This window comes from Faecalicatena orotica, from assembly GCF_905197545.1.
GTDB classification, from domain to species: domain Bacteria; phylum Bacillota; class Clostridia; order Lachnospirales; family Lachnospiraceae; genus Faecalicatena_A; species Faecalicatena_A orotica.
Window position 1 is genome coordinate 70,656 of sequence record NZ_CAJJZH010000005.1, and the last position, 25,109, is coordinate 95,764.

General features: G+C 46.2%; 19 protein-coding genes. 13 read left to right on the forward strand and 6 right to left on the reverse strand.

The window, feature by feature from the left end:
* Nucleotides 1–3: 3 nt before the first annotated feature.
* From ABIN22_RS11980 to ABIN22_RS12040, 13 genes are all read left to right on the forward strand, one after another.
* Entirely contained in the window at nucleotides 4–2,241 is a 2,238-nt protein-coding gene (locus ABIN22_RS11980; RefSeq protein ID WP_109732817.1) for an extracellular solute-binding protein, read from the forward strand.
* 34 nt (nucleotides 2,242–2,275) lie between these two features.
* Entirely contained in the window at nucleotides 2,276–3,259 is a 984-nt protein-coding gene (locus ABIN22_RS11985; RefSeq protein ID WP_118621859.1) for an ABC transporter permease, read from the forward strand.
* A 2-nt stretch (nucleotides 3,260–3,261) separates the two neighbouring features.
* Entirely contained in the window at nucleotides 3,262–4,212 is a 951-nt protein-coding gene (locus tag ABIN22_RS11990) for an ABC transporter permease (protein ID WP_118621860.1), read from the forward strand.
* A 19-nt stretch (nucleotides 4,213–4,231) separates the two neighbouring features.
* On the forward strand, nucleotides 4,232–5,737 hold the full coding sequence (locus ABIN22_RS11995) for a sugar ABC transporter ATP-binding protein (RefSeq protein ID WP_118621861.1): 1,506 nt from the start codon (nucleotides 4,232–4,234) through the stop codon (nucleotides 5,735–5,737).
* 132 nt (nucleotides 5,738–5,869) lie between these two features.
* A complete protein-coding gene (locus ABIN22_RS12000; protein ID WP_118621862.1) occupies nucleotides 5,870–6,988 on the forward strand; it encodes a sugar ABC transporter substrate-binding protein in 1,119 nt (372 codons plus the stop codon).
* A 25-nt stretch (nucleotides 6,989–7,013) separates the two neighbouring features.
* Nucleotides 7,014–7,331, forward strand: coding sequence for an L-rhamnose mutarotase (locus ABIN22_RS12005; RefSeq protein WP_346908895.1), 318 nt, complete (start codon nucleotides 7,014–7,016; stop codon nucleotides 7,329–7,331).
* 22 nt (nucleotides 7,332–7,353) lie between these two features.
* Complete coding sequence (locus ABIN22_RS12010; protein WP_346908897.1) at nucleotides 7,354–8,055, forward strand: D-lyxose/D-mannose family sugar isomerase; 702 nt, start codon at nucleotides 7,354–7,356, stop codon at nucleotides 8,053–8,055.
* 1,191 nt (nucleotides 8,056–9,246) lie between these two features.
* Nucleotides 9,247–13,044 carry a hypothetical protein gene (locus tag ABIN22_RS12015; RefSeq protein ID WP_430517201.1) on the forward strand — a complete coding sequence of 1,266 codons (3,798 nt, stop codon included), beginning with the start codon at nucleotides 9,247–9,249 and terminating at the stop codon, nucleotides 13,042–13,044.
* Between the two features lie 144 nt (nucleotides 13,045–13,188).
* A complete protein-coding gene (glgB, locus tag ABIN22_RS12020; protein ID WP_346908901.1) occupies nucleotides 13,189–15,114 on the forward strand; it encodes a 1,4-alpha-glucan branching protein GlgB in 1,926 nt (641 codons plus the stop codon).
* Nucleotides 15,115–15,409: 295 nt separating this feature from the next.
* Nucleotides 15,410–16,564 carry an ROK family transcriptional regulator gene (locus tag ABIN22_RS12025; protein ID WP_346908903.1) on the forward strand — a complete coding sequence of 385 codons (1,155 nt, stop codon included), beginning with the start codon at nucleotides 15,410–15,412 and terminating at the stop codon, nucleotides 16,562–16,564.
* Between the two features lie 13 nt (nucleotides 16,565–16,577).
* Nucleotides 16,578–17,786, forward strand: a complete 1,209-nt coding sequence (locus tag ABIN22_RS12030) for an AGE family epimerase/isomerase (protein ID WP_346908905.1) — start codon at nucleotides 16,578–16,580, stop codon at nucleotides 17,784–17,786.
* 1 nt (nucleotide 17,787) lies between these two features.
* Nucleotides 17,788–18,738: an N-acetylglucosamine kinase gene (locus ABIN22_RS12035; RefSeq protein ID WP_346908907.1), complete on the forward strand. Its 951-nt coding sequence runs from the start codon at nucleotides 17,788–17,790 to the stop codon at nucleotides 18,736–18,738.
* Between the two features lie 20 nt (nucleotides 18,739–18,758).
* The gene (locus tag ABIN22_RS12040; protein WP_346908909.1) at nucleotides 18,759–19,796 is read left to right on the forward strand and encodes an SIS domain-containing protein; all 1,038 of its coding nucleotides are present in this window, start codon (nucleotides 18,759–18,761) and stop codon (nucleotides 19,794–19,796) included.
* A 46-nt stretch (nucleotides 19,797–19,842) separates the two neighbouring features.
* Here the strand turns inward: ABIN22_RS12040 and ABIN22_RS12045 are convergent, their stop codons facing one another.
* The 6 genes from ABIN22_RS12045 to ABIN22_RS12070 form a co-directional block, all read right to left on the reverse strand.
* A complete protein-coding gene (locus ABIN22_RS12045) occupies nucleotides 19,843–20,469 on the reverse strand; it encodes a V-type ATP synthase subunit D (protein WP_109732832.1) in 627 nt (208 codons plus the stop codon).
* A gap of 68 nt (nucleotides 20,470–20,537) precedes the next feature.
* A complete protein-coding gene (locus tag ABIN22_RS12050; RefSeq protein ID WP_346908911.1) occupies nucleotides 20,538–21,914 on the reverse strand; it encodes a V-type ATP synthase subunit B in 1,377 nt (458 codons plus the stop codon).
* Between the two features lie 15 nt (nucleotides 21,915–21,929).
* Nucleotides 21,930–23,696, reverse strand: a complete 1,767-nt coding sequence (locus tag ABIN22_RS12055) for a V-type ATP synthase subunit A (protein WP_118621870.1) — start codon at nucleotides 23,694–23,696, stop codon at nucleotides 21,930–21,932.
* Nucleotides 23,689–24,276, reverse strand: coding sequence for a V-type ATP synthase subunit E (locus ABIN22_RS12060; protein ID WP_346908913.1), 588 nt, complete (start codon nucleotides 24,274–24,276; stop codon nucleotides 23,689–23,691). Before ABIN22_RS12060 ends, ABIN22_RS12055 begins: the two co-directional genes overlap by 8 nt.
* Before the next feature lie 81 nt (nucleotides 24,277–24,357).
* Nucleotides 24,358–24,666: a V-type ATP synthase subunit F gene (locus ABIN22_RS12065; protein ID WP_109732835.1), complete on the reverse strand. Its 309-nt coding sequence runs from the start codon at nucleotides 24,664–24,666 to the stop codon at nucleotides 24,358–24,360.
* Nucleotide 24,667: 1 nt separating this feature from the next.
* Nucleotides 24,668–25,099 carry an ATP synthase subunit C gene (locus tag ABIN22_RS12070; protein WP_109732836.1) on the reverse strand — a complete coding sequence of 144 codons (432 nt, stop codon included), beginning with the start codon at nucleotides 25,097–25,099 and terminating at the stop codon, nucleotides 24,668–24,670.
* Nucleotides 25,100–25,109: the final 10 nt, after the last annotated feature.

Here is a 25,109-nt window from a genome sequence, read left to right on the forward strand (position 1 = left end):
GTGATGTCGACAATCAAGGATGTTGCGCGGATTGCAGGGGTTTCAGTCGGTACAGTTTCAAACTTCCTGAATGGGAAGGAAAATGTGAAGGAAGAGAAAGTACAACTGATTAAGCAGGCTATGGAGAGTCTGGATTACAGGCCGAATTACATGGCGCAGAATCTCAAAGGGATGAAAAGGAAGATTATCGGAATTCTTTTTCCGAATTTAGATGAGCCCTACAACGATATTTATAAAGGACTCACCGAATATCTGGACATGAAGGATTTCATAACCGTACTGAAACTAACACAGAATAATATTGTTCTGGAAAATCAGTTTCTGGACCAGCTGGTCAATATCGGTGCAGTCGGAATCATTATGGTATCCAATGATGCCGCAAACATAAAAAAATACAAGAAAATAGAGAAAAAAGGTGTCTCCTTCGTATTTGTTGAGAGAAAAGTCGGACAGGGAAGTTTCAGCAACGTACTTTTTGAGAATAAAGATCTGGTCTATGACATAACAGCCGGACTGCTCCAGGAGAATCCAGATGTCAATATCAAGGTTCTGCTTGGCAAACAGGAATTTTCCAATGAAAAGGACTGTGCGGAGGGGTATCTGGCGGCGCGTGAATCAGGCAAAGGTGACATTGAGGTAATCAAGGAAATTAACAGGGAAGCTGTTTTCGACCACATTTACCGCTGCCTTATGTACTTTGATCCGAAGCCGGCACACGTCATAGCGTCTTCCGTTGAATTTGCAAAAATATGTGTGGAAGTATGCAACATTCTAAAGGCTGATATCTGTATCCATGCCCTTGCGGGAGAAAAATGGTACATGACGGATATCCAGAAAAATATGGTTCAATACGGCAGAAATGCAATCCTTATGGGGAAACAGGCAGGGGAGAAGATGAACGAACTGCTGTCGCACAGAAACCTTCCGGAACGAAATACTATTTATATCAAATCAAAGAAAAATTACAGTATATCCGAGGTTAGCGGGAATGAGAAATCCAGAAAAAAAATCCGGATTCTGGCCTATAAGTGTGATGCATCAAATGCCCTGAAAAAGCTGGCTGCCAGTTATAGAAAACAGTGCGGGACAGAAGTAGAGTTCCACGAACTGGGATATACAAAGCTCAGAGAACAGTTGAAAAAGGAGTTTGCAGCACAGTCCCGGGAATACGATATCTATATGTTTGACCTTCCCTGGATGGGCAGTGTGCTCTCGAAAAACGTTTTTGCTGACCTGTCTAAGGAGGTTAAGGAAGACAATCTGCTCAGGCGCTATCCAAAAACAATCGTAAAGGCATTTTACAGGTTCGACAGAGGAGTGCATATATTCCCGATCATAGCGACAACTCAGGTCCTGCTGTACCGGAAAGATATTTTTACCAACCCGGATGTAAAATCGCAGTTTATGAATATGTATGGTTACGAATTGTCTCCTCCGGGCACATGGTCAAACTTTAACACAATAGCGGAATTCTTCGACAGAAGCGTCAATCCGAGATCCCCGTTCCGATATGGAACCGCAGCGAGTGCACTGGAGCCGATCGGACTGATCAATGAATTTCTCCCCCGGCAATGGGCCTTCCACGGACAGATAACGGACCGTTGGGGCAAGGTAGTGATAGATAGTGAGGAGAATGTGAAAGCACTGGAGAATCTGACAGCTACATTCGAGCATATCCCTGAGGGCACGGAAGGCTACTTCTGGGATGAGATTTTTGAAATGCTTCTCAGAGGGGAAATTCCAATGGCGCAGGGATTCGCGTCACATTACCAGCCAGGGAAATATTCCGTCGAGGGTAATACATATGAAAAATACATAGAAGCGGTTCCGGTGCCCGGACACAGGCCGATGCTGGGAGGCTGGGCCCTGGGAATCAACAAGTTTTCAGAGAATATAAAAGAGTGCTATGAGTTCATAAAATGGAACCTGAACGATAAGACCGCAATTCTAAACATGCGTCTGTGCGGGTGTGTTCCGACAACGACCGTGTTTCAGGACGATACGCTGAAACTGAGCTATCCCTGGCTGAACATGGTAAATGAAAAAGTGGAACTGGGCCGCCTGCGGGAGGAAATCATGGACCGTGAAAAGCGGATCATCAACACAGAACTGATTGATGATGCGATATCCGGAGGGATTAAAAAAGCAGTTCTGAAAAAGGAATCGCCGCAAAAGGCACTCGGAAAAATACGGGATGAAATCAGTCAACTGATTTCGGGAAAGTCAGAGACCGCGCAGTAAGCTGCTTGCGGGAGTAAAGGAAGAGGAGTCAGATATGAAAAAAGTAAAACAGCTGTTACAGGCAGATTTGTCCAGCGTTATACTGCCAATCATTGTGATTTTTGCAATTTTGGCGGCAACGAGCGAGGGATTCTTATCTTCCTATAACATGTATTCGGTATTTCAGTCAGTTCCCATTTTTGTCATCGTGGGGCTGGCACAAATGGTTGTTTTATCACTGGGGCAGATGAACCTTGCAGTCGGTTCAATCGGAGTTCTGTCGAGTGTGGTTTTCGGAATTGCGATGCAGGAAGCCGGCCTGCCCGCTTCAATATGTATCATACTGGCATGCGGGGCGGGGCTGCTCCAGGGATTTCTGCAGGGGGTCATGGTAACAAAGTCCGGGATCAATCCATTCATCATTTCACTGGCGCTTTTGAGTCTTTATAAGGGACTGGCGCTGGTCATCACAAGCGGGCAGCCGTTTTCCCAGCTGAGTGTGGGATTTAAGGAATTCGGAAACATGAAAATTGCCAACTTATTTCCGGCTACTATTTTTATAGCCATCTTAGTCAGTGTTGTTATGTACATTCTTATACGGTACCGCAGGCTTGGAAAGAAACTTCTGGCATGTGGGGCCAACGGAGTGGCGGCGGTTTATTCAGGTGTAAACTATGATAAAACGGTGATTGCCGGGCATTGTGTAAGTGGAGTGCTCTGTGCAATAGCAGCCATCCTCCAGGTGTCCAGATTTGGAAGCGTACAGCTTTCTATCGGGGATGACTGGATGCTGACTTCCTTTGTTGTACCCGTACTGGGAGGCACCCTGCTTTCAGGTGGAAAGGTAAATGTTATAGGAACCTTTCTCGGAGGTTTCCTGATGGTGCTGATCAATAATGCGATCGTTCTGTGGGGTGTAAGTTCCTACGCCACAAATGCGGCTGTCGGTATCATTCTCCTGCTGGCATACGAAGTAGACCGTATGCGGAAGAAGATGATGACAAATCAGGCGAAAAATGCTGTTGAGAGGGAGGGGTAGTTATGGATTTCAAAAAAATCAGGAAATCAAACGCATTTAGTGTATCCATCATTATCCTTTGTATGATTCTTGGAATGTGTGTGATAAAACGAAATTATTTGTCGGCGGATAACATTAGTGCACTGTTAAAGGTACTGGCAGTTACAGCTCTTGTTGGAACCTCCCAGATGATCAGTATTGCAAGCGGGGGAATGAACGTATCTATCGGGGCAACCGGAGCCATGTCAGCGATTTTCAGCGGCCTTCTCATGCAGAATGCCGGGGTGCCGGTGGCGCTGGCCATCCTGTCCGGGCTGCTGACAGGAGCCGTCTGCGGCGTAATCAACGGGCTTCTGATTTTCCGAAACGGTGGAGTCGGTGTGGCAAGCTTTTTGACAACACTTGCTACAAACTCCGTATTTACGGGAATTATTTATATGATTACGACAGGACATGGTGTCAGCAAGATTCCGCGCGCCTTCATTGCAATTGGAAACACAAAGCTGGGTGCGGTTCCGACGTCGGTGGTGATTATGCTGGTCATTTTGACTCTTGTATATATCATGTTCCGGTATACAAGCCCGGGAAGGCAGATTCTTGCATTTGGCGCGAATCCGAAGGCGGCCGAACTATACGGGATATCAAGATTCCGCACGATTCTGCTTGTGAACATTCTTGCGAGCGTGATTGCAGCAGTGGCAGGAATGCTTGTCGTCATGAGGGTAGGAACGGCACAGCCCGATATCGGTTCCGACTGGATGCTGAAATCCTTCGCCGCACCGCTGATTGGCGGAACGAGACAGGCAGGAGGAAAAGTAGTCGTATTCGGAGTTATTCTAGGAGCCCTGGTACTGACAATCATAGAAAATGCCCTGGTCCACCTGAGCGTAGATGTTTACTGGACCGAACTGATCAATGGCGTGGTGATTATCGTGATTATGGCCCTCGACCGGGTGCGTGCAGTGAGGAAGTAGGAAGGATAAGGTGAGACACATGTCTGAATACATATTAGAATTAGAAAACATCACCAAGATTTTTCCGGGTGTAAAGGCGTTGGATGATGTATCGTTCAAAATAAAAAAGGGGGAAATCCATGCGCTGGTTGGAGAAAACGGTGCAGGAAAATCGACTCTGATCAATATTATATCCGGTGTATTTGAGCCTACAAAGGGGCAGGTTAAAGTAGACGGGAAGGCAGAACACATTGTGAATCCGGGCCGGGCATTTGAACTTGGTATCGGCGTAGTGCATCAGGAAAGAAATCTGATCGATACCTTCAATATTGCTGAAAACATATGTTTTATGGATGTATCAACCGGGAAAACGAAATTCGTTGATAAAGCTGCCATGCATAAAAAGGCCCGGGAAGCGATGCAGCGCGTTGGTCTGGAACTGGACCCGGAACAGGGGATCGAGGAACTTACCTCAGGGAAAAAACAGATGTTAGAAATCGCCAGGGCAATGTGTATGGACTCCAAAGTCCTGCTTTTAGACGAGCCGACCGCATCTATTTCACTGACAGAGGCGGAGATTCTTCTGAAAACGGTGAAGCAGCTGAGGGAGGAAGGCGTCTCTATCATCTATATCAGCCATAAGCTGGAGGAAATCTTTGAAATAGCTGACAGTATTACTGTCATCCGGGACGGCAAAAATGTAGGGCAGACGCTTCCGGCGGATACACTGGATAAGGATAAACTGATTGAACTGATGGTTGGGCGCAGGCATGTTATAGAGACTTATGCGGTGAGAGACTTCAAGGATGCCCCCGTCGTACTGGAGGCAGAAGGGATCAGCAGTAAAAAGAACCCTATACCAAAATCATTTTCTCTGAAGAAGGGCGAAATCTTAGGATGGTATGGACTGGTAGGTGCAGGCAGAACGGAATATGCACGGGAGATCATAGGTATCGACCCTGTCAGAAACGGGACATTGAAGGTGAATGGACAGCCTGTCAGGATCAGCAGTTATGAGGAAGCTTTCCGGAAGCATAAAATATGCTATATTTCCGAGAACCGGAAAGAAGAAGGACTCTTTCTGCAGCACAGCATAACCGATAATATCGGGATCATTGCCCTGAAAATGATATGCAGCAAAGCCGGATTCATTTCTTATAAAAAACAGAATGATATAACAGAAAAATACAAAAAATCTCTCAGCATCAAGGCGAAAGACATCTTTGTAGAAACGGCAAGCCTGAGCGGGGGAAACCAGCAGAAGATATGTATTGCGAAGGGGCTGTGTGTAAATCCCGAAATCATGATCATAGATGAGCCCACCGTGGGTATTGATGTCAACACAAAGGGTGAGATCCATAAACTGATTTACGGGCTTTCCGGTCAGGGGATTTCCGTCATCGTGATCTCCTCAGACATGGGGGAACTGGTGGGACTTGCAGACCGGATTGTTGTGTTTAAAGATAATGAAATCAAAGGTGAACTTGAGAACAGTAAAGATTACGGAACAATGAGCACTAAAGTAATGGGAAGTATTTTATTATAGTGATTCAGGCAGAGATGGAGGAAGAAACGGCCGTATTCCACCATTTTGCATAGAGGAACCCGGTGTACCCGAAGATACAGCAGGCCACACCGGCGGGTATGAAGTTCAATGTCAAAGTAAAGGAGAAAAGATATGAAAAAGAGAATCATCAGTATATTATTAAGCATCGCAATGGCAGCAACATTGGTAACAGGGTGTTCAGGCGGTAAAAATGCGGATACAGACGGCAGTAGTTCAGATTCAAAGGAACCATCAGCGGCTTATGGTGAAAGCGTCTGGAAGGATGTCGTTGATTACGGACCGGCAGACGGGAAAACGGATAAGGACTACGCCTTCGGAGGTGTATTCGGAGCCATCAATTCCTATAGTGACCCGATGCAGGGGGCCGCAGATGAGGCGGCTGAAGAACTGGGGATTCCTTCCACACAGTTCGACGCCCCCAAAGACTGGGTTCAGAATGACCAGAATACCATCCTCGACGGACTGATTGCGAAAGGACTGAAGGGCATCTACATGATGACCTCTGACCCGGTCGCCGGAAATGAGCAGATTTCCAAGATGGTTGGTTCGGGTGTGCCAGTCGTATGTGTGGGAGGTTCACCGGACACCCCTTCAGAAGCAACGCTTACATTAGCAACGGATGTTTATCAGGCATCTTATGACGGAACCATAAACCTGATCGAGGCAATGGGCGGGAAAGGCGGAGTTGTCGGCCTGTGTGGTGCGGTAACAGATACAAATACCCAGTCCAGGATGAAGGCCATAGAGGACGCTTGTGCAGAGTATCCTGACGTCAATCTTGTGCAGATTATCGGTGACATCGATGAGTCTGAAGCATCTGTGACAGCAGTAGAAAACATTCTGGCTGCTAAAGGAGACCAGATCAATGGGTTTATCAGTACATGCTATTACCCTTCCGTAGCGCTGGCAAGTATACTTTCCGAAGATAAATACAGTGAGATTCATGCCATCGGATGCGACACTGACGAAGCCGTCCTCGATGGAATCAAAAGCGGCGCACTGGACGGGACCATGTCACAGAACCCGTGGGGACAGGCTTATCTGGCAACAGTAACCCTGAAAATGCTGACAGACGGCTGGACATACAAAGACAGCGAAGAATTTCTGATTGATTCAGGCTCCTTCTATATTACTTCAGAGAATGTAGACAAGGTAGAAGAGACTCAGAAAGAAGCAACGATGGAAATCGCAAAAACATGGGCAGACAAGTTTGAAGCTCCTGCCAAATAAGCAAAGCAGACAGGAAGGAAACGTTATGAAACGTGTTGGCAGAATTGTAAAATTAAAACCACAAATGAAAGAGCGGTACATCCGGCTGCACGCCGATCCCTGGCCCGAGGTCACAGAAGCGATCCATATTTGCGGAATCAGAAACTTCTCAATTTACGTAAAAGGAGAAATCCTGTTTTCTTATTTTGAATATGTTGGAAATGCATATGAAGATGATATGAAAAAGCTGGATGAACTAACCGCAGAATGGTTAAAAGAAACCGACAAGTGCCAGGAACCCGCGGATCCGGGGGAAACAGACGGACTCTGGAGCACAATGGATGAGATTTTTTATCAGGAATAGGCATATAAGGAGACATAAGTAAGTGAAAAGATCAGAGATCAATCAGGCAATAAAAACGGCAAAAGAAGCACTGGATGCGATCCATTTTAAACTCCCGTATTTTGCAGAATGGGGAGAAAAAGAATGGTTGGAGAATATAAGTAAGGCAGACAATATCAGAGAGGTCATGCTGGGCTGGGACGTCACTGACTTCGGCAGCGGAGATTTTAAACATACCGGCGCCGTATTATTTACAATAAGAAACGGCAACCTGTATAATCCAAAGGCCGGTGTTCCGTATTGTGAAAAAGTGATCGTATTCAGTGATGAAGAAAAACAAGTTATACCGTTCCATTACCACAATAACAAAACAGAGGATATCATCAACCGGGGCAACGGAATCATGGAAATAGAACTCTACAACTCCACAAAAGACGGCAAAATAGATTATAACACAGAAAATGTGGAAGTCTATATGGACGGAATCCTCTACACAGTGAAGGCCGGGGAAATCCTGGAGATCACTCCGGGAAACAGCATCACTCTGACCCCGGGACTGTACCACAGATTCGGTGCAAAACAGCACGCCGGGAATCTGGTAGCGGGGGAAGTTTCAAAGATTAACGATGATAATCAGGATAATGTATTTGCAGAAGAGCAGAAACGGTTTTCCGAGATAGAAGAAGACGAAACCGTACTGCATCCACTGTGCAATGAATATGACAGGGTAGGAAACTTGAAGTAATCAGAAACGGACCGAAAAGGGGTCGGCACCGCAAAGGGGTCAGACCCTTTTGCGGTCCGTTTTCAGAATTGTGTTTACACTTTTCAGGAAAACACAAAATCTAGATGTGGAGATGCACATTAAATACTATTATATGTATAAATAATCAGATAATTATATACAAATAATACAATTAAAAATTTATTTATTTAAAATAATAAAAATGTGTTGACAAATAAAAACTCATATGCTAAGATAAAGTCAATCCAAAAGAGATACAAAAATAAAAAACATCTCAAAGGATATTATCTATTGAACATAAATAAAAATGTTCAGATGGATTAAAATACTAGCTTAAGGAGGCAGAGGTCCAATGGACAATTTAACATCAGTTATAATTCAATATGTTAGTGGTACGGCAGATGGAAGTTCCTGTGAAGAAGAGACCTTTACCATTAAAAGATAAAGGAATCCAGTAAAAGATGAATGAAAAGGAATTGATCGGAGAGTTCGTAAAAGCTGGATGATAATAAAAAGATTTAACCATTTGCAAACGTATTGAATATAGATACCACATATAACAGAATTCCTAGTAATGTGTAAAGAAACATGAAAAAGGATGTCAGTTCATAAAAAATATACACAGTTATAGAAGAAATAGCTAAATAAGTTTTTGGAATATTGTTAAACAATACTGCGGAAGCTGAACGGTTATAGGATGAATAACTCAAGGTTATATTTTGAAATATGAACGGATACCAGGAACGAAAGGGAATGGATTCTAGTTATTCATCGATTTGTTATATTGTAAGACAGGAGGTTTAATAAGCCAGTCTTAGTGAACAGACTGAAATATCAATTAACAAAGAGGTAAAGGTCTTACAGGAACATAAATCAAAACATTCCTCCGATTTATAAAATAAATAGAATGAAAAAATTAAATAAATCTTAAAATGCATCTTCAATGTCAATTGAGGATGCATTTTTTTGACATTGAGAAGTGCTTATGGTAAACTAAGGACAGAATTATCTCAAAGTGTGCGTATACAATATCGTGCAGCCTTTACTGCACGCCCGCCCGAAGTCAGTGAATAAACAGGTACGGTAAATGACTTGTGATTTTCAGAAATCCTAAGATGTTTACTGCCGACGGGGCATGAATTACGGGGTGCTTGGAGAGTATAAATAATATTACATTACGAGGTGAGTGCAGTGGATAAGTACGAATATAAGTTAAAGACAGAACAGATGCTTGAACTTATGGAAAACGGTGCATACAACAGGGCAGCGGAGATTGCGGATGCCATTGACTGGAAACGAGTCAGAAACGCTACGATGCTGACGAATGTCAGTGATATCTATGAGAAAAACGGAGATTATCAGAAGAGCTATGAAGTTCTGAATATTGCTTATCATCGTGCAGAAGGAAGCAGAAAAGTGCTTTACAGGTTATGCACACTGGCACTTAAGACCGGAAATGTTGATGAGGCGATTGATTATTATGATGACTTCATTCAGGTAGCGCCAAAGGATCCGAATCAGCATATTCTGAAATATAAGATTTTAAGGGCCCGGAGAGCTCCGATTGAACAGCAGATCGAAGCACTTGAAGAGTTTAAAAAGGCAGAGTATCTTGAAGAGTGGGCGTTCGAACTTGCCAAATTATATCAGGAAGCGGGAATGACGGCGGAATGCCTGGAAGAATGTGATGATCTGATACTCTGGTTCAGCGAAGGCAAGTTTGTTTATAAGGCGATGGAGTTAAAGATGCAGTATAAGCAGCTTACACCATCACAGCAGGAAAGGTATGACCGCAGATATGAGAAACTGGAATCAGAGACGGTAGAGATTCCTGATTTATCTGAATACCAGATGCGTAATGAAGAGAAAGAAAATACCCTGTTGGACAGGGAAGAGCTGGATAAAGAACGTGAACGTGAAATACTCCGTAAGAGAGAATTAGGCGATCAGGCACCACCGGAGGATTCTGAAGAAGAAACACCAGACGATGATGACGTTCAGGAAGAAGAACCTGAGACCGCAGAGGAGACTGGGCCGGAGGAAGCAGCAAAGGAGCCGGAGGATGCTGAACCGGAAGAGGAGCCAGAGGTAGACGAAACGGTCAAGAAACTGGAAGAAAAGGGCATTGGCAGCAGGATGAAGCTTGAGGATGCACTGAAGAGCCTGCTCCATCCAACCACCGAGGAAGCTGAAGAAGACCCGGACGAGGATGAGGAAGAAGAAATGCCTGAGCTGGAGGCTGCTATAGAAGAGATTGAGAATGTGATTGATCTGGAACTGGTTAACGAAATCACAGGAAAGCCAGAAAAAGAAGGAATCCGGTTTGATTCCGATCTGGAAGAACTAAAAGCAGAGCCATTGGAAGAGCTGCCGGATGAAGATGAGGGCGTAGGATCAGAGCCTGATGAAACCGAAGCACTTGAGGATATTCCAGATGAAGTTCTGGAAGAAATCGAGGAAGCTCAGGGTGGAATAATTGGCACATCTCAAGATACTCAGGAAGCATATGAAGAGTCGGAAGAGGAAATTTCTGAAGAAGATATTGCAGAGGCCGGAGTATTTTCAGAGGAATATTTAGTAGAGGAAGAAGAACTTCCGGAGGAGTATCTGGAAGAGGAAGAAGAATTTTCTGAAGAATATCTGGAAGACGCCGAAGAACTTCCAGAAGGAGAGGCAGAGGAGCTTGCGGATTCCGAAGAAGCAGATGACTATGATGAAGCCAAAGCGTATATAGAGGAATACCCTGAAGAAGAGGAAGAACTTCCTGATGAAGAGTATACGGAAAATATTTATCCAGAGGAATCACTTTCAGAAGAATATTTGGAAGATATAGAAGATTTGAGTGAAGAGGATTCAGAAGATATTCAGGAAGAAGTAGTTTATCCCGAAGCTGAAGAAGAACTTGTGGAAGAAGATTTCGAGGAAGGGGAGGAACTTCCAGAAGAGGAACCATATCCGGAGGAGAATGAAGAATTTCCGGAAGAATCTGCAGAAGAGATTGAAGAAGTAACTGATTCTTTAGAAACTGATTCTGAGCCAGTAATTGCTTCTGAGACAGAAACACCAGAAGTACCGGAAATGTCAGAAATACCGGAAGTACCTGAAATGCCAGAAACACCTGAAATACCGGAAGTACCTGAAATGGCAGAGGCGCTGGAGGGTGAAGAAGGAATAGAAGAAGTCGAAACAGCAGAAAATATAAAACCAGAAAGTAAGAAGCCGGCAGAAGAGGAACAAATAGAAGGTCAGCTCAGTATTGAGGATATTATGAATGACTTGAAAAATGAGTCGGCGGAAGAGGTAGACATGGGAGATAATAAGAAAAAGGCGGAGCCGATTTTGCCGCCTGATATCCAGCGTATGATTGATGAGATTGAAGGTGTGCTGCCGACAGAGCCAGAAGAGGAGCCGGTGCGTCCGATCAGGAGAAGGGGAGATGAACGCCGCGATAACATGGGGGCGATTACACAACAGCTCAGGATAGATGATATTGCTGATTATCTGGCCGCTACAGATGACGAGACCTATATGGACGACCTGCCGGAAGAGATTGATGCCGATGCATATGAAGACGAGTATGCTGAAGACTACACCGGTGAGTATGAGGATGAGTACCCGGGGGAGGAAGCAGCTGACGAGTACAGCGACGGGTATGCTAAAGAAGAATATGCTAACGGGTATGAGGACGAGTACGAAGAGGAAGAATACGCCGATGAGTATGAGGATGAGTACACGGAGGAAGAATATGCCGATGAGTATGAGGACGAGTACGCGGAGGAAGAATACGCCGATGAGTATGAGGACGAGTACGCGGAGGAAGAATACACCGATGAGTATGAAGACGAGTATGCGGAGGAAGACTACACCGATGAGTACGAAGACGAGTATGCAGAGGAAGAATATACCGATGACGAATATGATGCCGCAGATGGATATGAAGAGGATTATGGTGATATAGAGGCGAGCTTTGAGGAAGAGTTCCGCCCGAATCCAAAGCATGCGAACGAGCCGGATGACAGGGAGATTCCGGATGAAGATGACGGAATGGACATTTTATCCGCTACAACGCCGTTGAGCCGTAAGGAAACAGCGAAACTGATTGCTACAGGAAAGACCTCTCCGCTCCCTCTGGATGAGATTTCAGATGCCCTCTCTTTATCAGATACAGGGTTTGTAGTTCATGGCCGTTATGATCTTGCAGCTCAGAGCGGGATCGGAACCAGGGCAGGCCTTACAGATGAGCAGAAGAAATTGTTCTCTTACTTTGTTCCGGTAAGAGGTATGAGCGAACAGCTTGTGGATGTTCTGGAGCAGGACCGCAACTGCACGAACAGGGAGGGAACTTCCAGAACAGGAAATCTCCTGATTATCGGTAATAAAGGAAACGGTAAGACGGTGCTGGCCGTTGATGTTGTAAAAGCCATTCAGAAACAGAGAAATATCCGTCAGGGCAAGGTCGCTATTGTAACCGGTGATTCTCTGAATAAGAAGAAGATTGGTGATATCTTCGCAAAATTATACGGCGGTGCTTTGATTATTGAAAAAGCTTCTAAGATGAATGAAAAGACAGTTGCCCGGCTGAATAAGGCAATGGAACGGGACACCGGAGAGATGCTGATTGTTCTGGAGGAGCAGAGAAAGCCTCTGGACCGCCTGCTTTCTTCCAACAGAGAGTTCCGCAGAAAGTTTACAAGCCGTCTTGAGGTACCGATTTTCATCAATGATGAGCTGGTAACTTTTGGTCAGACTTATGCACAGGAGAATGGATACCGGATCGATGAGATGGGAATCCTGGCACTCTACAGCAAGATTGACACGCTTCAGAGAGAAGACCATGCAGTAACTGTTGCAGAGGTCAAGGAAGTGATGGATGAGGCGATGGCACATTCACAGAAGGCGTCTGCGAAGAAGCTTGTAAAACGTGTATTTGGTAAAAATACAGATGATGCTGACAGAATTATCCTGTCAGAAAAAGACTTTAATATTTAAGAATTTTATGGCAGGCAGACCCGTTTGGATCTGCCTGTTTTGCATATGTATTTCATTTTCCTATATGCGGCGGATTTCTCTTTCCTTTTTACTCTATTTCAAGTATAATTGTACATATAAAAATACGATTTGTGAGGTGGGCTTATGGGAAAGACAAAGACCGTACAAAAGAAGGTGCAGCCTTATGAGATTGGAGAACTGGACCAATATCTCTTCGGGCAGGGCACACACTATGAGATTTATAAGAAGCTTGGTGCTCACAAGGTAAAAGTAAGGGGAAAGGAAGGCGTTTATTTTGCAGTCTGGGCCCCGAATGCGAGACGTGTAGCTGTGGTCGGTGATTTCAATGAATGGGATTTTGAGGCAAATTATATGGAGCGCCATGATCCCGTCGGTATTTATACCTGCTTTGTTCCCGGGGTTAAGGAAGGCGAGTTATATAAATACTGTATAGAGACCGAGAAGGGCAAACGGATATTCAAGGCAGACCCGTTTGCTAATTATGCGGAGCTGCGGCCGGGTACGGCATCCAGAATTACGGATATTTCCCACCTTGACTGGACAGACAGCGAGTGGATGACGGCACGGGAGAAGTGGGACTGCAGGGTGAATCCGATGTCTATATACGAAGTCCACTTAGGGTCATGGATGAGACATCCGGGCCGTGAGGATGAAGGGTTCTATACATACCGCGAGTTTGCGAAGGAAATCGTGAAGTATGTTAAAGAGATGGGATATACACATGTAGAACTGATGGGGATGGCAGAGCATCCATTTGACGGATCCTGGGGATATCAGGTGACGGGATATTATGCACCGACAGCCAGATATGGCACTCCGGAAGATTTTGCATATATGATCAATTATCTTCATAGGAATAAGATCGGTGTTATCCTAGACTGGGTACCGGCACATTTTCCAAAGGATGCACACGGACTCGCCGACTTTGACGGGACACCTGTCTTTGAGTATGCAGATCCGAAAAAGGGAGAGCACCCGGACTGGGGCACGAAGATCTTTGATTATGCAAAACCGGAAGTCCAGAACTTCCTGATTGCCAATGCGCTGTTCTGGATTGAGCACTATCATGTCGACGGACTGCGTGTTGATGCGGTAGCATCCATGCTTTATCTGGATTATGGCAAGCAGGACGGCCAGTGGGTAGCGAATAAGTATGGTGGCAACCAGAACCTGGAAGCAATTGCGTTTTTCAGACATTTGAACTCTGTTGTCCTTGGCAGAAACCACGGCGCGATGATGATTGCGGAAGAATCCACTGCGTGGCCAAAGGTAACCGGGGCGCCGGAAGATGACGGGCTTGGATTCAGTTTGAAATGGAACATGGGATGGATGCATGATTTTACGGAGTATATGAAGCTGGATCCCCTGTTCAGGAAGAACGCACACTACCAGATGTGTTTTTCGATGGAGTATGCATATGCAGAGAATTATATTCTTGTGCTGTCCCATGATGAAGTGGTGCACTTGAAGTGTTCTATGATTAATAAGATGCCGGGAGTCGGGTTTGATAAGTTTGCCAATCTGAAGGCCGGATATGCATTTATGATCGGGCATCCGGGGAAGAAGCTTCTCTTCATGGGGCAGGAGTTTGCACAGCTGCGCGAGTGGAGTGAAGAGCGTGAGCTGGACTGGTATCTGCTTGCAGAAGAGCCTCACCGTCAGCTTCAGAATTTTTACCGTGATCTGCTGCATCTATATAAAAAGAATAAGGCCCTGTATGAGCTGGATAATGATCCGGACGGATTCGAATGGATCAATAAGGATGACACGTTCAGGAGTATATTCAGCTTTGTAAGGCATTCTAAGGATAAAAAGAAGAATCTTTTGTTTGTTTGTAATTTTACGCCGGTTGAACGCCCGGATTACCGGGTCGGAGTGCCGAGAAGGAAACAGTATAGGCTGATCCTGAACAGTGATGATGCCAGATACGGGGGCAGCGGGGAAGAGCGTCCATTGATTTATAAGGCTGTAAAGCAGGAATGCGATGGCAGGAATTATTCCTTTGCCTATCCATTGCCGGGATACGGGGTTGCAGTTTTCGAGTTCTAACGAAAATTTCAGAGATTATATAACAGGAAAAAGGAATGGTGATATTTACCATTCCTTTTTTGTTGGCAAAATAGCGATATAGTGATTGACAAACATATAATTTATGTTATTATTTAATTATATTAATTAACAACATTAAATATTGAAAGGATAAGGTTATGAAAAAAGTTTTTGTGGTGTTTGCTTTTGTTTTATTCGTATCGTTGTTAACCGGCTGTAGCAAAAGTAATGAAGTATCTGGTTGAAGGGATGCTGGCAGGTTCTGTGAAAGAGTAGGAGAAAAGGAGGACATGCATTGAAGGTTTATAACCCGACAGATATAGGGGACAGGAATAAGCTCTCCATATTACATACAATTAAGAATAATGATGGTATTTCCAGACAGGAGATCTCAAAGAGGCTGCACCTGAGTGCACCGGCAGTCAGTAATAATGTTGCGGCTTTGATTGAAAACGGAATTATTTATGAGACGGGCTGTGACGATACGAGTCTGGGACGGAAACCGAGACAGCTCAGTTATAAGGGTGACCTTTATTATGTGATTTCGGTAGAACTGATGCCGAAGAAAGTGCGCGGGGGAATTGCAGATTTATACGGGAACGTGCTGTACTGGGAAGAAAAAGAGATTACGATGGATCATGGGGCACAAGGCGTTCTGATCCAGCTGGAATATGTGATTGATAAGCTGATTGAGGATAAGAACAATGATGTCAAGATTATAGCAATCGCGATTGGAGTCCCGGCCCTTACAGGGCAGAACGATTTGAATGACCTTTTTTCTGCCTATCTGGATGACTGGAAGAACGTAGATCTGGAAGAGTATATTTACAGTAAGTATCAGGTAAAGGCAATTATTGTCAATGACGTTGAACTGGCGCTGATGGGGGAAAGGGAAAAAGGCGACGGGAAAGACCAGCAGAATATTATTTATATCAAATATGGGGATGGTTTTGCCGCCAGAGCCATTGTAGACGGGTATCTCTTAAAGGGACATAATATGGCGGCGGGTGAGCTGGGATATTATGCAGGTATGGAGGATGAGCTGACAGAAGGATTTGTCTGTCCGGGGCGGTTTGAGAGAGACGTCTGTGACAAGAGTTTAAAACAATATACCGGCAAAGAGAATCTGGATCTCGTAAAGCTCGAGAAGCTTGCGGCTAAAGGAGATGAAAAGGCAGCTGTAATTGTTAAACAGATTATTCGCAAGATCGCCGTTGTGATTGCCAATACGGTCCTTATGCTGAATTCGGAAGTCGTGATTTTAGGCGGGATGTCAGAGGCGTTTACTCAGGAGTACCTTAGCGAAATAAAAATGGTTCTGGAGAAGGTGTGCCCTTTTGTCCCTGAGGTAGTGGTGTCTAAGCTGGGAGTGAATGCGCCGGTGATCGGAGGCGTCAGGGTTGCACTGGATTATGCAGAGGAGCAGATTGTGATGCTCTGGAAATCATAAGTTGGAGGGTTCTATGGAAGGGAAGTTGAGCGGTGAGATTGCATCCTGTTATGAAAAACATATACAGGAAGAGGTGATGCCTTTCTGGGATGCAAGGTGTATTGACAAGGAGTGCGGCGGGTACCTGACCTGTTTTGACAGGCAGGGGAATCTGACAGATGATAAGAAATACGGCTGGTTTCAGGGGCGTCAGCTATATGTGTACGCACTCCTTTATAATAAGGTGGAAAAGAGGGCAGAATGGCTTGAAAATGCCAGACATGGGTATGAATTTCTAGTGAAGCATGTATACGCGGGAAACGGCCGGTGGAATTATATGCTTGACAGAAGGGGGCGGGTTCTTAGCGGGACGGTTTCTATTTTTTCGGATTTCCATATTATACAGGGAGTTGCGGAGTATTTGAAAATAGAAGGGGAAAGAACGAAGGAGGGGATGGAGCTGCTCAGTGAGTGCTTCGATGTAATGGAGCAGAACATGTTCGACCCTGAATTCAAGGACATCTATGAAAATACCTGGAGCCCTGTATTTATCTGGCATGATATGTACCTGACCTGTCTCGCGGCGACGGAAACCTGCGCGGAGATACTGGGGCTTAAAAGAACGCAGAGGCTGCTGGGTGAATGCGTGGATAAGATTGAAAACTGGTTTGCCCGTGATCAGTATCAGGTGATTTTCGAGGCGGTGACGCGGGACAATGATATCTGTCTGGATACGGACAAGGGCCGGTTTGTGAATCCGGGGCATATGCATGAATCTGCATGGTTCTGCATAAAAGCCGGGGAGATGCTGAAGGATGAAGAGGTAGTAAGGCGTGGCGTGGAATTAGCCAGATGGGCCAACCGGGTCGGAAAGGACAGGGAGGACGGTGGAATAATTTCCTATGCAGATGCACTTGGGAAAACCCCGGAACCTATCGACTGGTTTAAAGAGACGAACTCACTGTGGAATGAGAAGGTGTGGTGGCCAAACGCAGAGGCGCTTGCTGCGTATGCGATTGCGTACAAAAGCTCGGGAGACGTTTTCTATCTGGAACAGTTTCTGGAGCAGCATGAGTACTGCAGGGAAAATTTTTATGATGCCCTGTATGGTGAGTGGTATGAACGCCTGACATATGATGCCCAGGTAAAGAACAGCGATAAGGGAACCCCGTGGAAGTGTGCATTCCACCTTGTGAGGGCTCTGGTATTCGTATGGGAAGCTTTTAAAGATATGGAGGATTAGAATGTATTTTTTAGGGATAGACGGGGGCGGTACAAAAACAGAGTTTCTTTTGGTTCGGGAAGACGGATGCACAGTGTCCCGGAGAAGAAGCGGGACGATTTCATATAAGCAGATCGGGATGGAGGAATGCATTACTCTTCTGAAGGATGTCATCGGCAGCATGCTTGAGGGGATTGAAGAAGAGGTCAGTATTTGCCTTGCTTTTCCGAACTGGGGGGAATCGAGAGAGAATGATGCGCTTTTTGCCGGAAGATTGAGTGAGATAAGCAGGCATCCGATTCAGGTGGTGAATGACTGTGCAGCAGGATGGGCAGGGTCGCTTGCACTGCAGCCAGGGATAAATCTGGTTTCCGGGACCGGATCAATTGCCTATGGTGAGAGGGCAGACAGGAAGTCGGCACGTGCCGGAGGATGGAATGATGTATTTTCAGATGAAGGGTCCTGCGGCTGGCTCGGGAGGAGGACACTGGAATTGTTTTCTAAAGAGAGTGACGGCAGAGTGGAGAAAGGATGTCTCTTGAATCTGATGCGGGAACATTTTCAGCTGGAAAGCGATATTGATTTGATTGATATTTTTGATAACAGGCTGAAAGGCAATCGGACGAAAATAGCAGAACTGCAGAAGATTCTGCTTCGGGCTGCCGTGGACGGCGACGCGGCGGCACAGGGGATGTATGAAGAGGCGGCAAAGGAGCTGGCCCTGATCGTGTGTGCGGTTTATGATAAGTTAGAGTTTGAAGGAACAGTACCGGTTTCTTATTCCGGCGGCCTGTTCCATGCGGGAGATCTGGTATTAAAGCCGCTGCAGGAACAGCTTAAGGAGAAAAAAATCAGGTTTCAGATACCCCGTTTTTCACCGGCTCAGGGAGCCGTGCTTCTGGCAGCAGAGCAAGGGGGGAAGACGGAACAAGAGTTAGATAGTATTATGTCGGTTTTAGAAATGCAGGGTTAGTATACAGCGGGAGGAGAAGAATGTTTTATACAGAAAAGGAAATTATGTCACAGCATGAGGCCCTTAAAGATACATTTGCGTACTTCATGGAAGAAAAGCCCAGAATCGAGCAGTTTTTCTCAGAGAATCCGAAAAGAAAGTTTATCATTTTGGGCTGTGGTTCCAGCTATATGCTGGCGAAATCCGCCCAAAGGGCTTTATCCAGATATGAGGGGACGTCTGCGGCAGCAGTGGCAGGGGGCGATTTCCTCCTGAACAGCGACCTTTATGATGCGTCCGTGAGAGACAGTATTGTGATCACCTTGTCGCGTTCGGGAATGACAACAGAGATTGTGAAGGCAGTGGAGTTTATTAAGGAGAATTATAAGTGCCCGGTCATCAGTTTTTCCATGCTGCGGGAGAATGATCTGTCAAAGTTTAGTGATCTGGAACTGATCATGGACTGGTGTTACGATAAAAGTGTCTGCCAGACAAGAACAGTGACAAATTTATACGCTGCTGTTCTGATGCTGGCCGGATTTTACGGAAAGGACATGGACCTTGTCTATAATCTGAGGGTTACGATAGAAGAAAATGAGGCACTGAAAAAGAAATACAGGGCAGATCTGGCACGTATTGCGGAGAAAGGCTGGAAGAATGCGGCAGTGCTTGCTGACGGGGTGCCGTGTGGTATCGCACAGGAGGGGGCGCTGGCGTTTACGGAGATTGCCAGAATTCCCGGCCGGTATTCGAATGTTTTGGATTACAGGCACGGGCCGATGGTTCTGAATGATTCTGAAACATTGGATATTATTTTGATAAAGCCTGGTAAAAATGAGATGCAGAAAAATCTGGCGGAAGACCTGAAGGCTAAGGGAGCGGTGATTGTGACGGTGTCCTGTGACCAAAGTAGTACTTATGGTTCTGACCTGCATATTTTTGCGGGGGAAAGTGTACGGTATGAGACATGGGGGATTGTGCTCATCAGTGTGATCCAGATACTGGCTTATGAAAAGGCGATTGTAAGAGGATGCAATCCGGACCTGCCGGAAGGGCTGGACCCGTATATAGTATTTTAAATCTACAGTTTAGAAAGACGCATATAAAAAGGAGCACTGATTCTGATCAGGCTCCTTTTCTCTGTTTCATACGCTTGATTACTTTTAAACGTGTAAATTCTTCACGCTCTTTTTCTTCCAGGGCATTTGTAATGCTATATACAAGCTGTGTATACATTGGAATCGTGATATTCTGCAGGGCATTGGCGCGCTTCTGCGTTTTCTTAATATTAGATGCCAGACGGTAGGCTGCGTTCTCCACCATCGAGAGCTTGACCGTTAAGTCCTTCACCTTACGAAACGCTTCCGAGGCGATATCGATAGACTCACGCGTCGTACTGAACGAGTAGGTTGGAGTCTTGGTACCCGGAGTATATTTGACATGGGGGATTTCTGTGCCCATGATACTGCGGGTCTGAATCGTGATGGAGTTTTCTATGGGCACCGTATAGGCGAGCTGTGATACCATATTGATACCGTGTTCAATATTAGCACGCTGAAGGCATTGATACGCATAAGTGAACGTGGTGTCGATCTCGTCCTGTATATCCCGGGCCTCGTCGATCAGATCCATCAATTCCCGGATCAGGATATTACGCTTTTTGTCCATCAGGTCATAACCCTGCTTTGCCAGCGCAAGCGAATTCTTGGCAAGCATCAGGTTTCCTTTGGTAGGGAAGGTACGCGGATCCATGCAACTCCTCCTTCTTACAATTGATTAGTCAGAATATTCTGAAAACGGAGTGCAAAGGGGTCAGACCCCTATGCAGTCCGGTAATACTTATCGAGTATCTTTGTGTCGACACGGTCGAGTTCTTCTTTAGGCAGAAGCCCTAAAAGCTCCCAGCCGAGGTTGAGTGTCTCTTCCATGCTGCGGTTTTCGTTTGGTCCCTGGCCGATATAATGCTCCTCAAAAGCTTTACCGAATTCGAGATACTTTTTATCGATCGGTGACAATTCGTCTTCGCCGATTACGGATGCCAGGTTTCTTGCATCACCTACTTTTGCATAGGCGGAGAAGAGCTGGTTTGCCAGGTCCTGATGGTCTTCTCTTGTGTATCCGGCTCCGATACCGTCCTTCATCAGACGGGAGAGTGACGGGAGAATGTTGATCGGCGGATAGATGGACTGTCCGTGAAGCTCTCTTTCCAGTACGATCTGGCCTTCTGTGATGTAACCGGTAAGGTCAGGGATCGGGTGTGTGATGTCGTCATTCGGCATGGTCAGAATCGGAAGCTGGGTTACGGAACCATTGATTCCCTGTACGATGCCGGCTCGTTCGTATATGGTGGCAAGCTCGCTGTAGAGGTATCCGGGGAAACCTTTACGGCTGGGGATCTCTCCTTTGGAGGAGGAGACCTCACGCATGGCTTCGGCGAAGGAAGTCATATCGGTCAGTATAACAAGGATATGCATGTTCTCTTCGAATGCGAGATATTCTGCTACGGTAAGCGCTACTTTCGGAGTGATCAGACGCTCTACAACCGGGTCATTTGCCAGATTCAGGAACATGGCAACGTGGTCCGCCACACCGCTTTCTTCAAAGGTCCGGCGAAAGAAGTCGGCCACATCATGCTTTACGCCCATTGCAGCGAATACGATGGCAAACTGTTCGTCGGAGTTCTCCCCCAAGGAAGCCTGCTTTACAATCTGCGCTGCCAGCTGGTCGTGGGGAAGTCCGTTTCCGGAAAAGATCGGAAGCTTCTGCCCGCGGATCAGTGTCGTCAGACCGTCTATTGCGGATATACCAGTGTGGATATAGTTTCGTGGATACTCTCTCATGACTGGGTTTAAAGGAAGTCCGTTCACATCACGTTTCAGTGTGGATGTGATCGGTCCAAGATCATCGATGGGCTGGCCGATTCCGTTAAACGTACGGCCCAGCATCTCAGGTGAGAGTGCAATCTCCATCGGGTGCCCGGTCAGGCGTGTGTGTGTATTCTTCAAAGACATGTTCTCAGAGCCTTCAAATACCTGAATGACTGCCCTGTCCTCGTAGATCTCTACGATACGTCCTATTTTGCGTTCAGTGCCGTCCACGACAAACTCTACGATTTCATCGAAAAAGGCATCCTGGACCCCTTCTAATGCGATCAGGGGGCCGTTAATACTGCTGAGTCCTAAATATTCTATTGACATACGGTAATCCCCTCCTTACGCGTTCTTTTCAAGCACACGCTGATAAAAGGCATCGATATCACGCCTGTACTGTGCGAACATTTCCAGCCTGTCATTGGGCACATCATATTTAATGGAAATGATCTTATCGAAAATGTTTTCTGACTTCAGTACTGACATCGGGTGCCCCATCGTGACGAGTGCACGTGATTGTTTATAAAGATACAAAATAATATCCATCATTAAAAACTGTTTTTCCATTGATACGCAGGTATCGTCCTTATGAAACGCATTCTGCTGCAGGAAACCGAGCCGGATGACACGGGAAATTTCGAGTACCAGTTTCTGGTCATCGGGAAGCACATCGCTTCCGATCAGTTTTACAATCTCCAGAAGACTGCTTTCCTGATTCAGAAGGGCCATCAGGCGGTTGCGGTAATCCACGAATTTCGGTGAAACATGGTCCTGATACCAGGGGGCAAGGTCACCGAGATACTCACTGTAGCTGGTCAGCCAGTGGATCGCCGGGAAATGTCTCGCGTACGCAAGGCTCTTGTCCAGACCCCAGAAACAGCGCACGAAACGTTTTGTATTTTGTGTGACAGGCTCGGAAAAGTCACCGCCCTGCGGGGAAACCGCACCGATGATGGTGACGGAGCCGTCAGTTCCGTTTAAGTTGTGCATCATGCCTGCTCTCTCGTAGAATGCGGAGAGGCGGGATGCCAGATATGCCGGGAAACCTTCCTCGGCAGGCATTTCCTCCAGACGCCCGGATAATTCACGCAGGGCTTCTGCCCACCGGGAGGTGGAGTCGGCCATGATGGCTACATCATAGCCCATGTCGCGGTAGTATTCTGCCAGTGTCAGACCAGTATAGATGCTGGCTTCACGGGCGGCCACAGGCATGTTGGATGTATTCGCGATCAGAGTAGTCCTGTCCATCAGAGGATTTCCTGTACGGGGGTCAGTCAGCTGTCCGAACTCTTCCAGAACCTGTGTCATCTCATTCCCACGCTCTCCACAGCCGATGTAGATGATGATATCTGCATCCGACCACTTGGCGATCTGGTGCTGTGTCATTGTCTTGCCGGTACCGAAGCCTCCGGGAACTGCGGCCGTACCACCTTTCGCGATTGGAAACATGGTATCGATGATTCTCTGCCCGGTAATCAGTGGTGTGGATGCCGGAAAACGGTGATGCGTCGGACGCGCCACGCGGATTGGCCAGTGCTGTGTCATGGTCAGTTTCTTTAAGGTGCCGTCGGAAAGTTCAAGAGTAACCAGAACTTCATCGATGTTGTATTCCCCGTCTTCTGCCATATCGACAACTCTTCCTTCCAAATCAGGGGGAACCATGCATTTATGTGTAATTGCATGTGTCTCGGGGACTTCCGCTATGATATCTCCGCCGTGGAGATAATCACCCTTTGAGACTACGATGTGTGTCTGCCATTTCTTTGTGCGGTCGAGGGAGTCTACACTAACACCGCGGGTGATAAATGCCCCGCCGGATTCTGCGATTTTCTCAAGCGGACGTTCGATACCGTCGAAAATATTATTCAGGATTCCCGGAGCAAGGACAACCGATACTGCGTTGCCGGAGGCCACCACTTCCTCACCAGGGCGAAGCCCTGTTGTTTCTTCGTAAACCTGGATTGTAGTCAGGTCTTTGTCCAGAGCGATAACTTCGCCGACAAGCTTTTCTTTGCCGACATATACCATCTCGGACATACGAAAGCCCGTGTTGCCCTTCAGATAGATGACGGGACCGTTGATTCCGTAAATTGTTCCAGTATTAAGCAACGCCGTCACCTCCTAAAAAAATAAATTTATCATATTCGTTGCGCAGGGCTGTTTTAAATGAGTTATCAATCAAAATATTACGGTTCCGGATGACTGCACGGATACCACCTGTAAAATCTTCAGCACTGACTGTAAGCCTTGTGCCGGTTGCGTCCTCCAGATCGGAACGGCGTGTTTCGTCTGACGGGTTGATATAGATAACCATCGGGTCACCTGCGGCAAAAGAGATTGCTTTTTGGATACATTTGATCAGATAATCCTCATAAGCTTCTGTTTCCATAAATTTATTGACCAGATCATTCACTTCATTGAAGATCTTATCCTTTAACTCCAGCTGAACCTTTCCCTGACGGCGTTTTAACTCCAGCTGGGACCTGGCCATAGCCTGATTTAACTGCTGCTTGGCGCTGACTGTTTCGGCCTTGATACGGGTCTCAGACTGGCGGAGCGCCTCTTCTTTATGATCTTGTAATACTTTTTCCAACGCTTCACGGTAGGTGTCGATGATGGCGTTTCCTTCAGCCCTCGCCTCCTCCATGGAGGTTGTCTGTAAGTGTGCGATTTTTTCTTCCAGGGTCAAGAGGGGTACCTCCTTCATTTATTCTTTAAACTGTCAATTTTTGAAACTGATGCATCTGTGATCCGGATGGAATCCCTTTGGCTACAGCTTCAATCCGATTGCTTCTGTGATATAGGATGTGATAAAGTCTTTCTTACGTCCGGTTCCGTGCCTGTCAGGAATCTCAACCAGAAGAGGCATCTTCCTCTCCAGACGGAATTCATCAATGATGTCCGGGAACTCGCGTCCCAGTTTTTCAGTCAGGAGGACGATGCCTACGGTTTTGTCCTGCAGGACATCCTGAAGGGCTGTGTGCAGCTCATCACGTTCATGGACGACAACTCCGTCCACGCCTGCAAGACGCATTCCTGTATAGGTATCAACATTATCACTGATCAGATACATTTTCATCTTACAGTTTACCTAAGATCATGAAGGAGATGATCAGTCCGTACAGACATACACCTTCCGCAAGACCTACGAAGATCAGGGACTTACCAAGTACGCTGGAATCTTCGCTGATAGCGCCAAGGGCAGCGCTTGCTGCACTTGCCACGGCAATACCTCCGCCGATACAGGATAAACCGGTAACCAGAGCGGCTGCGAGATAGCCAAGTCCTGTTGCTGTAGAAGCGGCAGCGGCTGCTGTGTCAGCTGCTTCTACTTTGCCGCCGAGCATCATGATGGATGCAAGGACAAAAGCACCGAAGAAAAAGAAGGCATTTACACCAATCGTTCTTTTATAACGTTTCTTGTTCTTTTCTCCGATTAAATAGTATCCGAATGGAATGATGATACTTAAGGTTAAAGCTGCGATAAGAATGATTTTTGTTGCTAAATTCATAGTTAAGGTC

Excerpts from the sequence above, each read along its gene's own strand:
- ABIN22_RS11980 (WP_109732817.1), top strand. The coding sequence starts at position 4 with ATGTCGACAATCAAGGATGTTGCGCGGATTGCAGGGGTTTCAGTCGGT.
- ABIN22_RS11985 (WP_118621859.1), top strand. The coding sequence starts at position 2,276 with ATGAAAAAAGTAAAACAGCTGTTACAGGCAGATTTGTCCAGCGTTATA.
- ABIN22_RS11990 (WP_118621860.1), top strand. The coding sequence starts at position 3,262 with ATGGATTTCAAAAAAATCAGGAAATCAAACGCATTTAGTGTATCCATC.
- ABIN22_RS11995 (WP_118621861.1), top strand. The coding sequence starts at position 4,232 with ATGTCTGAATACATATTAGAATTAGAAAACATCACCAAGATTTTTCCG.
- ABIN22_RS12000 (WP_118621862.1), top strand. The coding sequence starts at position 5,870 with ATGAAAAAGAGAATCATCAGTATATTATTAAGCATCGCAATGGCAGCA.
- ABIN22_RS12005 (WP_346908895.1), top strand. The coding sequence starts at position 7,014 with ATGAAACGTGTTGGCAGAATTGTAAAATTAAAACCACAAATGAAAGAG.
- glgB (WP_346908901.1), top strand. The coding sequence starts at position 13,189 with ATGGGAAAGACAAAGACCGTACAAAAGAAGGTGCAGCCTTATGAGATT.
- ABIN22_RS12030 (WP_346908905.1), top strand. The coding sequence starts at position 16,578 with ATGGAAGGGAAGTTGAGCGGTGAGATTGCATCCTGTTATGAAAAACAT.
- ABIN22_RS12035 (WP_346908907.1), top strand. The coding sequence starts at position 17,788 with ATGTATTTTTTAGGGATAGACGGGGGCGGTACAAAAACAGAGTTTCTT.
- ABIN22_RS12040 (WP_346908909.1), top strand. The coding sequence starts at position 18,759 with ATGTTTTATACAGAAAAGGAAATTATGTCACAGCATGAGGCCCTTAAA.
- ABIN22_RS12045 (WP_109732832.1), bottom strand. The coding sequence starts at position 20,469 with ATGGATCCGCGTACCTTCCCTACCAAAGGAAACCTGATGCTTGCCAAG.
- ABIN22_RS12050 (WP_346908911.1), bottom strand. The coding sequence starts at position 21,914 with ATGTCAATAGAATATTTAGGACTCAGCAGTATTAACGGCCCCCTGATC.
- ABIN22_RS12065 (WP_109732835.1), bottom strand. The coding sequence starts at position 24,666 with ATGAAAATGTATCTGATCAGTGATAATGTTGATACCTATACAGGAATG.
- ABIN22_RS12070 (WP_109732836.1), bottom strand. The coding sequence starts at position 25,099 with ATGAATTTAGCAACAAAAATCATTCTTATCGCAGCTTTAACCTTAAGT.